Source organism: Serratia sp. (in: enterobacteria), from assembly GCF_046715635.1.
GTDB lineage: Bacteria > Pseudomonadota > Gammaproteobacteria > Enterobacterales > Enterobacteriaceae > Chania.
Window position 1 is genome coordinate 1 of the sequence record NZ_JBKJYW010000444.1, and the last position, 9,536, is coordinate 9,536.

Here is a 9,536-nt window from a genome sequence, read left to right on the forward strand (position 1 = left end):
GGGGCAAGGCATTGCGATTGGGTTTGCGCAGGCCGGTTGCGATATTATCGGCGTTAACCGCAGTCAGCCCCTTGAGACCATGAGCAAAGTCACCCAGACCGGACGTCGGTTCCTGAATCTGAACGCCGATCTCGGCAATATCGACGCCATCCCTTCTCTGCTAGCAGCCGCCGTTGAGGCGTTTGGCAGAATCGATATCCTGGTGAACAACGCAGGGATTATCCGCCGTGAAGACGCCCTTAATTTCAATGAACAAGACTGGGATGAGGTGATGGACGTCAATATTAAAACCCTGTTCTTTATGGCACAGGCGGTGGCCAAACAGTTCATCAGCCAGGGTAGCGGCGGTAAAATTATCAATATTGCTTCGATGCTCTCTTTCCAGGGCGGCATTCGCGTGCCGTCTTACACCGCGTCGAAAAGCGCGGTACTCGGCATCACCCGGCTGTTAGCCAATGAATGGGCACCCTACCAGATTAACGTCAACGCCATTGCGCCGGGCTATATGGCCACCAACAACACCCAGCAACTACGTACCGATGAAGACCGCAGCCAACAGATCCTCGATCGTATCCCCGCTGGGCGTTGGGGCACGCCGGAGGACTTGATGGGCCCGATTGTCTTCCTGGCTTCGGCAGCCTCCGACTACGTTAATGGCTACACTCTCGCGGTGGACGGCGGCTGGCTGGCTCGCTAATCCCCACCGCAAACATATCCTCCCCAAAATTTACCTGGGCGCAGCATGCAGCGCCCCTACATTATGAGTCTACCTGAATACCGCGTCCGTCAGGTGCGAGGTTTCAACTCTTTGTAAAACGGCGTAAAATTAACAAATCGTTACAGGGTAACCGCTTCCGTTACTGTAATAATTCCCATATACTGGATAAATTAACAGTTTAGTAGCCAGAAGAGTGCAACATGACCGCGGAAGGACATCTCCTATTCTCTGTTGCCTGCGCGATCTTTGCCAAGAAAGCGGAGGTGACTCCCGTGCTCGCCGCTGGCGATTGGTGGCACATCATTCCTGCCGCGCTGCTGACGTCACTGTTACCCGATATCGATCATCCCAAATCCATCCTTGGCCAGCGCCTGCGCTGGATCGCAGTCCCGATCTCACGCGCCTTTGGTCACCGCGGATTCACCCATAGCCTGCTGGCGATCGTCGGCGGCATGTGGCTGTTTCAGCTAGAAGTGCCGCGCGGTTGGCCCATCCCCGCAGACGTGTTGCACGCCATGATTATCGGTTATTTCAGCCACCTGCTGGCCGATATGCTCACCCCCGCCGGCGTGCCGTTGCTTTGGCCCTGCCGCTGGCGTTTCTGCCTGCCAATCTTGAACTCACAAAAAGGTAACCAGCTGGAGCGGGTGCTGTGTATAGTTTTGGTGGCTTTCGCCATCTACTGGCAAGGGGATTACACCTTTCCCGTGCAGTCCTATTTTGAGCAAATAAAAAATATTAGACTGTGATCACAAAAAATCGCCTATTCCCCCACCTTTTCGCTCATAACATCGACGATTTTAAGTCAAAAGTTATATTAAATTCTTTTTAGATATAAGTGCACTGCACCGCAAACTGTTACGATATTTACATCGGTGCGTGGCACCTTTAATTATAAAAAAACAAGATTGGAGACATTGGGGATGAATCTACCGCTCGTATTAAACGTGCTGGTTTTTGCCGCCCTCCTTTTGCTGTTGGCGCAAACCCGCCATAAGCAATGGAGCCTGGCTAAAAAAGTACTGGTCGGCCTGGCACTTGGTGTGGTGTTCGGTTTGGCACTGCAACTGATTTACGGCTCGGACAACCCAGTGCTGAAAGAGTCCATCGGCTGGTTCAACATCGTCGGTAACGGCTATGTACAACTGCTGCAAATGATCGTGATGCCGCTGGTTTTCGCCTCTATCCTGAGCGCGGTAGCCAAGTTGCACAACGCTTCCTCGCTGGGCAAAATCAGCTTTCTGACCATTGGTACCCTGCTGTTTACCACGCTGATTGCCGCACTGGTGGGCGTATTGGTCACCAACCTGTTCGGGCTGACCGCTGAAGGTCTGGTCCAGGGCACACAAGAAACTGCTCGTTTGTCGGCGATCGAAACCAACTACGCGGGTAAAGTAGCCGACCTCAGCGTGCCACAACTGATCCTGTCATTTGTGCCGAAGAACCCGTTTGCCGATCTGACCGGCGCTAACCCAACGTCAATTATTAGCGTAGTGATTTTCGCCGCCTTCCTGGGTGTGGCTTCGCTGCAACTGCTGAAAGATGACCAGCCGAAAGGTCAGCGCGTACTGGTAGCTATCGATACCCTGCAAGCCTGGGTGATGAAACTGGTCCGTCTGGTGATGAAGCTGACTCCTTACGGCGTACTGGCGTTGATGACCAAGGTCGTGGCAGGCTCCAACATCCACGACATTATCAAGCTGGGCAGTTTTGTGGTTGCCTCCTACCTTGGTCTGGCGATCATGTTCGTGGTTCATGGCCTGCTGCTGAGCTTCACCGGCGTTAATCCGTTGAAATTCTTCCGCAAGGCGTGGCCGGTGCTGACGTTTGCCTTCACCAGCCGCTCCAGCGCTGCCAGCATCCCACTGAACGTCGAAGCGCAGACTCGCCGTCTGGGCGTACCGGAGTCCATCGCCAGCTTCTCGGCTTCATTTGGTGCCACTATTGGTCAGAACGGTTGTGCGGGTCTCTATCCGGCAATGCTGGCGGTGATGGTTGCACCAACCGTGGGCATTAACCCGCTGGATCCACTGTGGATCGCAACGCTGGTCGGCATTGTTACCGTCAGTTCAGCCGGTGTTGCCGGTGTGGGCGGCGGTGCGACCTTCGCTGCACTGATTGTGCTGCCAGCGATGGGCCTGCCGGTGACCCTGGTCGCCCTGCTGATTTCGGTTGAACCGTTGATCGATATGGGCCGTACCGCGCTGAACGTCAGTGGTTCGATGACCGCAGGTACCGTCACCAGCCAACTGATGAAGCAGACCGATAAAACCATTATGGACAGCGAAGACGAAACGGAACTGGCTCACCGGTAACCCTAGACTGATTCGCAAACTGAACCGGTGCCCAGGCGCCGGTTTTTTTTCGCCAGGACTGCCAATGATATTTCATTAGTATTACTGTGTAGCAAATAGGATCCGTGGAGCCCATTATGATTGAAACCCGCCTGCTACATCAGTTCATCGCCGTCGCCGAGGAATTGCACTTCAATCGCGCAGCACAACGGCTGCATATGGCGCAACCCCCGTTGAGTCAGGCTATTCGTCGGCTGGAGCACGAGATCGGCGCTCCCCTGTTTGAACGCACCAATCGCAGCGTGGCGCTCACGCCTGCCGGAACCGACTTTCTGGCAACGGCGAGAGCGGTGTTACGCCTGCTTGATGAAGGCGTCGAACAGACCAGACGAGTGGCGCAAGGCATCGAAGGCCATCTCACGTTAACCTTCATCAATATCGCCCCCTATGACGCACTGCTGAGTGCATTGCAGCGCTTCCGCTCTACATTCCCTGCCATCTCCTTCACGATGCATGAGGCCACGACTCAAGAGCAGGTCGAGGCACTGGAACAGGGCCACGCCGACCTCGGTTTCATGAGACCACCGGGCAGGACGACTCCAGAGTTGCGCTTCGAGCCCATTCTGCGCGAACCGATCATGATCGCCCTGCCAGCCACGCACCCTCTGGCGTGCCACGAGATCATTCCACTGACCGCACTGCGAGATGACGCCTTCGTATCGTCACCACGGCACCTGGGCCAGGGTTTTCATGACCAACTAGTTCAACTTTGTGCAGCGGCAGGGTTTATGCCACGCATTGCCCAACAGGCGCGGCAGTTGCAAACTCTGGTTGCGCTGGTGGCCAGCGGCTTCGGCGTCGCACTGTTGCCAGCGTCGTTGGCGCAAGAGGGGCGCAAAGACGTAGTATTCCGGCCAATCCAGGTCAATGCGCCAGACGCACTGCGACATGTGGAATTGCTGATGGCTTGGAATCCGCACTCGCCTTGTCCAATTCGCGACAAACTGATCGACGCGGTGCTAGATGCCATGGCATCGGCGCCCTTGATTGAAACCTGATAAGTCTTGTTTCGGTACAAATAAGATATTTTACACCGAGGAGCGGTCACTCCATCATCGTGCTATTGCCAAACGGGGGTACCAGATGACAGATCGACGCTTAAACCGGCTTTTCAAAAACAGGGTAGCTATCGTCACCGGTGCTGGCCGGGGACTTGGGAACGCTTACGCCAAAGCCCTCCTGGAATGTGGCGCACGGGTGATCGTTAGCGATCTGGGTACCAGCCTGACCGGCGACGGGGCTGACCCAGACGTGATGAGCGAGGCGATACATGCCTTGCAGGTCGATGGTGGTACACTCGTCACCCACAGCGGGAGTCTGGATAATGAGGCCGGTTGCCAACAACTTGTGGCGCTGGCCATCGAGCAATTCGGCGCGCTGGATATCCTGATCCACAACGCTGGTTGGGTCAGCTATCAGCCCATTGAGGCACAGGAAGAAGATTTCCTTGAGCGCTCCCTTGGCATCAACGTACGTACGCCGATCTGGTTGAGCAAGCACGCATGGGCGCATCTCAAGCGTTCTCCATCGCCACGGATCGTGCTAACGACCTCTGACCGTGCCATGTATCAACGCTACGCGCAGCCAGGTCTGACGGCCTACGCCGCTGGCAAAATGGCCCAAGTGGGCATCATGAATGCCCTGAGCATGGAAGGAAAACCGCACGGCATCCTGGTCAACGCCATCTCTCCGGTGGCCAAAACCCGTATGTGGGGGATCTCGCAACCGCCCACAGACCTCAAGCCTGAGTGGGTGGTGCCTGGTTTGCTGTATCTCGCCAGCCCGTTATGCCAGGACACAGGCGTTATCCTGCGCGCCAGCAACGGCCAGTTCACCGCAACCCGTTTTTGTGAAAATCCCGGCGTAACCTATCCTACGGATCTGGCGCGCATTGAGTGTGCCAGCGTGGAGGACGTCGCCCACCATTGGCAGCGCATCAAGGAATTTGGCGATGCGTGACGAGGGCCGTGTGCACAAGATCGCCGAAGTCCGTGCCGACCTTGGCGAGAGTCCAGTCTGGGATAAAGACAACTGCCTTTTGTACTTCGTCGATATCTCTGGTGGCAAGATTAACGTCCTGACCCCGCAAGCACAGGTGACAACCGTCTATCAATCGATGGCGCGCATCGGTGCCCTGGCCCTCACGGATAAAGGCAATCTGATCTTCACCGAAGGCGCACGGGTTGCCATCCTGGCCCCTAAGGAAGGAGTGATCCATACACACTCCACCGCTGTCCATAACAGGGCAAGCTATCGGTTCAACGATGGGGCCTGCGATCCGCAAGGCCGCTTCGTCACCGGTCTGATGCACGAAGGGCCGAACCGTGAGACCGGAGCGTTGTACCGCTATGACAGCGAACTGAACGCCCAAGCGATCCATCGGAATATCGCGCTGCCTAATGGCCTGGCCTGGTCGGAAGATGGCAGCACGCTGTTCTTTGTCGATTCCATCGCACGGGCAATATTTCGAGCCACATACTCGCCCAACGGGGAACTAGCAGCCGTGACGTGCTTCGCCGAAACCCCGGCCGAGCTGGGACGTCCCGATGGTATCGCTTTGGATCGAGCAGGAGGATTGTGGGTCTGCCAGTTCAACGGAGGATGTTTGCTGCGCTATGACAGTAACGGTAGCCTGAGCGATCGCGTCGCCATGCCCGTGCCCCGCCCAACCAGTTGCTGCTTTGGCGGGGAGGGTCTGGATACCTTATTCATCACCACGGCGCGCTTTGCCATGACGCCCTCAGAACTGGATAAGTACCCTGATTCTGGTGACCTCTTTACTATTCGCCCAGCCATTGCCGGTGTTCCACGTCTCTTGTTCAAAGAGCGCAAAATAGTCGTATAGCAGAACAGTGGGCTTTTAAAAACCGAAGAGAGATAACGAAGGCTGGGCGAGAAAGCGTAGGGGCGAAGCTATGTTCGGCCCCCTACAACTACGGCAAGCTTAAAACGGGTAGTCGTGATAACCCATTTGCGCTGAAATCAGACGAGCGGCGGTGTGCAACTGCGCCACGTAGCCCGCTTTGCCTTCTTCGGAGAAGCGGATGGTCGGGAAGGAGATGCTCAAGCCTGCGATCACCACGCCAAAACGGTCAAACACTGGCACCCCGATGCAGCGCAAGCCTTCTTCCTGTTCTTCGATATCTTCGCCAAACCCCTGCTCACGCACCTTATCCAACAGCGGCAGTAACTCTGCGGTGCTGGCGATGGTGTGCGGAGTGCTGCGGGTAAACTCAACGTGGGACAGGATTTCTTCCACTTCGCCGCGATCGCGCCAGGCTAGCAGGACTTTACCAATGGCAGTACTGTGCAGCGGGTTACGGCGACCGATGCGTGAATACATACGCAGGTTATACATGGAGTCGATTTTGTGGATATAGACGATGCTGTCTTCATCCAGCGCTCCCAGGTGGATAGTCTCACGCGTCTGATTAGACAGTTCACGCATCTGGATGTCCGCGCTGCGGATCAAATCGACGTTTTGCAGCGATTTGGCACCCAGTTCAAACAGCTTGAGGGTCAACGAATATTTCTCCGACTCCCCTTCCTGTGAGACATAACCCAGCGATTTCATGGTTTGCAGGAAACGGTATACGGTACTTTTGGACATCATTACCCGCTGTGAAAGCTCGGTAATGCCGATCTCGCGCTCATCACCCAGTGCTTGCAGGATGCCAAACACTTTCAGCACTGATGAAACGGAATCCGGTTGTTTGTCTAGATCTGCGTTAGCCATGGTTAATACCTTAACTTAACTGTTTTTGTTTTAGGAAATTTGAACAAGAGTTTCAGTATAATCGGAACATTTCACCCCATGCAATGGAAGTTGCGCAATATTCGCCATTATTGATGAGATTAGCGGCAGACATCCCACTACTTTTACATTTAGCGCAGAAACGGCGGGTGCAATCGGAGGGAAATATGATTAGCATTGTAATATTCCCCCTGTTTAGTAACCATCTCCATGACAACGCTTGCTAATTCCGACGGCTTACCGGTCCCGCAACGCTACGGGGCGATCCTGGCCATTGCACTAGGTATTACCGTGTCAGTGCTTGATGGTGCGATCGCCAACGTGGCCTTGCCGACCATCGCCCGCGATCTTAACGCCAGCCCGGCCAGCTCGATTTGGGTGGTCAATGCCTACCAGTTGGCGATCACCATCTCGTTGCTTTCGCTGGCGTCATTGGGCGATCTGATTGGCTATCGCCGTATCTATCAAGCTGGCCTGCTGGTCTTCAGCATTACCTCGCTTTTCTGCGCGCTGTCCGATTCGCTATTAACCTTGACGATCGCCCGCGTGCTGCAAGGGTTTGGTGCCGCAGCGATTATGAGCGTCAATACCGCCCTGATCCGCATTATCTATCCGCAACGCTTTCTTGGCCGTGGCATCGGGATAAACTCGCTGATCGTGGCTTTCTCTTCTGCTGCCGGGCCGACGGTTGCCGCCGCCATTTTATCCGTGGCCTCCTGGCAGTGGCTATTTGCCATCAATCTGCCAATCGGCATCGTCGCACTGCTCCTGGGGATGAAATACCTACCGGCCAACAGCCAGAAAAGCAGCAACCAGCGCTTTGACCCTATCAGTGCGGTGATGAATGCCCTGACGTTTGGCCTGCTGATCACCGCCATCAGCGGTTTTGCCCAAGGGCAGAGCCTACTGCTGATTGCCGCTGAAATCGCGGCGCTGCTGGTGATTGGTTACTTCTTTGTGCGCCGTCAGCTGCGGCAGACATCCCCTTTATTGCCGGTGGATCTGCTGCGTATCCCGATTTTTGCGCTGTCGATGGGCACTTCGATCTGCTCTTTTGCCGCCCAGATGCTGGCGATGGTGTCGTTACCCTTCTTCCTGCAGGCCTCTCTGGGCCGTGACGAGGTGGCGACGGGTTTACTGTTAACGCCCTGGCCGTTGGCCATTATCGTGATGGCGCCGATGGCAGGCCGCCTGGTGGAGCGTGTTCATGCGGGGTTACTGGGAGGGATTGGTTTAGCGACCTTCGCGCTCGGTTTGTTCCTGCTGGCGCTATTGCCACCTAACCCGACGGATCTGGATATCATCTGGCGCATGGTGCTGTGCGGGGCGGGCTTTGGGTTATTCCAGTCGCCCAACAACCACACCATTATTTCTGCCGCCCCACGCCACCGTAGTGGTGGAGCCAGTGGCATGCTGGGCACTGCACGATTATTGGGGCAAACCTCTGGCGCGGCGCTGGTGGCCTTGATGTTCAACCTGTTCCCCACCAGCGGCACACACGCCTCATTGATTTTGGCAGGCACCTTCGCCAGTGTCGCCGCCGTGGTGAGTTGCCTGCGTATGACTCAACCCCGTGCCCAACCATACTGAACCCGGTAAATAGTTGATCGGGCACCGCGTGCGCCCATTTACCCCGGCGACCCGGGGTTTTTATTTGATGGAGGGTTATTTCAGATACTGGCCGGAACGCAGCGCTTCGATGCGCTTATCCAACGGCGGGTGCGACATAAACAGCTCGCTGAACGACTTGGATTTACCGTTGATGCAAAACGCCATCAGGGTGCCCGCTTCCTGCGGTTCATAGCTGGTTTTCAAGCGTTGCAGCGCAGCGATCATCTTCTCGCGGCCTACCAGTTTGGCTGAACCTGCATCGGCGTGGAATTCACGGTGACGCGAGAACCACATGGTGATAATGCTGGCCAGAATGCCAAACACCAGCTCCAGCACCATCGACACGCCGAAGTAGATCATCGGGTTACCATTGCCTTCGCCTTCCCCATCGCGGTTGCCGAGGAAACCGGCGGCCACCTGGGCAATCAGGCGTGATACAAAGATCACGAAGGTGTTTACCACCCCTTGGATCAGCGTCATGGTCACCATGTCGCCATTGGCAACGTGGCTGATTTCGTGGGCGATCACCGCTTCCGCCTCATCACGGCTCATACTTTGCAGCAGGCCGGTACTCACCGCCACCAATGATGCATCGCGGCGTGCGCCGGTAGCAAAGGCGTTAATGTCCGGCGCTTGATAGATAGCCACCTGTGGCATGGCGATACCCGCCTGCTGCGATTGGCGACGCACCGTATCCAACAGCCAGCGTTCGGTTTCGTTACGTGGCTGTTCAATCACTTCCCCACCGACGGAGCGCAGCGCCATCCATTTAGACATCAGCAGTGAAACAAACGCACCGCCAAAACCAAACAGACCGGCCATGATCATCAGGCCCTGAACGCTACTGGATTGGATCCCTGTCAGGCTAAGCACCAGCCCGAAAACCAACATCACCGCCAGGTTGGTGAGCAGGAACAAAGCTATACGCATCATAGAATGTTTACTTCCTCGTTATTGTTAACAAAACGCGACCTCAGATACCCAGATCTTATGGGCATTGGTCACAATTTCAAGATTGGCAGGCCATTAACCCACTAAAAATACGTAACTTTACAAAGTCACGATGAAACAAGGGTTTTACAAAGTGTAAACGATCTCT

9 protein-coding genes are annotated in these 9,536 nt (G+C 55.5%); 7 read left to right on the top strand and 2 right to left on the bottom strand.

Features of this window, described 5'->3' with window-relative positions; translation table 11 throughout:
* From kduD to ACLQ7H_RS23155, 6 genes are all read left to right on the top strand, one after another.
* A partial coding sequence (gene kduD, locus ACLQ7H_RS23130; protein ID WP_411754684.1) for a 2-dehydro-3-deoxy-D-gluconate 5-dehydrogenase KduD occupies window positions 1–697 on the top strand: 697 nt, incomplete at its 5' end.
* A gap of 221 nt (window positions 698–918) precedes the next feature.
* A complete protein-coding gene (locus tag ACLQ7H_RS23135) occupies window positions 919–1,467 on the top strand; it encodes a metal-dependent hydrolase (protein ID WP_411754685.1) in 549 nt (182 codons plus the stop codon).
* A gap of 174 nt (window positions 1,468–1,641) precedes the next feature.
* The gene (locus tag ACLQ7H_RS23140; RefSeq protein ID WP_411754686.1) at window positions 1,642–3,033 is read left to right on the top strand and encodes an L-cystine transporter; all 1,392 of its coding nucleotides are present in this window, start codon (window positions 1,642–1,644) and stop codon (window positions 3,031–3,033) included.
* Between the two features lie 104 nt (window positions 3,034–3,137).
* Window positions 3,138–4,070: a LysR substrate-binding domain-containing protein gene (locus tag ACLQ7H_RS23145; protein ID WP_411754687.1), complete on the top strand. Its 933-nt coding sequence runs from the start codon at window positions 3,138–3,140 to the stop codon at window positions 4,068–4,070.
* A gap of 85 nt (window positions 4,071–4,155) precedes the next feature.
* Window positions 4,156–5,031 carry an SDR family NAD(P)-dependent oxidoreductase gene (locus ACLQ7H_RS23150; RefSeq protein WP_411754688.1) on the top strand — a complete coding sequence of 292 codons (876 nt, stop codon included), beginning with the start codon at window positions 4,156–4,158 and terminating at the stop codon, window positions 5,029–5,031.
* Window positions 4,970–5,917: an SMP-30/gluconolactonase/LRE family protein gene (locus tag ACLQ7H_RS23155; protein WP_411754689.1), complete on the top strand. Its 948-nt coding sequence runs from the start codon at window positions 4,970–4,972 to the stop codon at window positions 5,915–5,917. The genes ACLQ7H_RS23150 and ACLQ7H_RS23155 overlap by 62 nt, the downstream gene beginning before the upstream one ends.
* 99 nt (window positions 5,918–6,016) lie before the next feature.
* Here ACLQ7H_RS23155 and kdgR read toward each other — a convergent pair whose 3' ends face one another.
* Window positions 6,017–6,808 (bottom strand): DNA-binding transcriptional regulator KdgR, encoded by a 792-nt coding sequence (gene kdgR / locus ACLQ7H_RS23160; protein WP_411754690.1) that lies wholly within the window; start codon window positions 6,806–6,808, stop codon window positions 6,017–6,019.
* A 228-nt stretch (window positions 6,809–7,036) separates the two neighbouring features.
* Here kdgR and ACLQ7H_RS23165 point away from each other — a divergent pair, with 228 nt between their 5' ends.
* The gene (locus ACLQ7H_RS23165; protein ID WP_411754691.1) at window positions 7,037–8,416 is read left to right on the top strand and encodes an MFS transporter; all 1,380 of its coding nucleotides are present in this window, start codon (window positions 7,037–7,039) and stop codon (window positions 8,414–8,416) included.
* 75 nt (window positions 8,417–8,491) lie between these two features.
* On the opposite strand, the gene htpX is transcribed toward ACLQ7H_RS23165, so the two are convergent.
* Window positions 8,492–9,370 carry a protease HtpX gene (gene htpX, locus ACLQ7H_RS23170; RefSeq protein ID WP_021178212.1) on the bottom strand — a complete coding sequence of 293 codons (879 nt, stop codon included), beginning with the start codon at window positions 9,368–9,370 and terminating at the stop codon, window positions 8,492–8,494.
* Between the last annotated feature and the right edge of the window lie 166 nt (window positions 9,371–9,536).

Coding starts and splice junctions, on each gene's coding strand:
- kdgR (WP_411754690.1), bottom strand. CDS start 6,808: ATGGCTAACGCAGATCTAGACAAACAACCGGATTCCGTTTCATCAGTG.
- ACLQ7H_RS23150 (WP_411754688.1), top strand. CDS start 4,156: ATGACAGATCGACGCTTAAACCGGCTTTTCAAAAACAGGGTAGCTATC.
- htpX (WP_021178212.1), bottom strand. CDS start 9,370: ATGATGCGTATAGCTTTGTTCCTGCTCACCAACCTGGCGGTGATGTTG.
- ACLQ7H_RS23165 (WP_411754691.1), top strand. CDS start 7,037: ATGACAACGCTTGCTAATTCCGACGGCTTACCGGTCCCGCAACGCTAC.
- ACLQ7H_RS23140 (WP_411754686.1), top strand. CDS start 1,642: ATGAATCTACCGCTCGTATTAAACGTGCTGGTTTTTGCCGCCCTCCTT.
- ACLQ7H_RS23135 (WP_411754685.1), top strand. CDS start 919: ATGACCGCGGAAGGACATCTCCTATTCTCTGTTGCCTGCGCGATCTTT.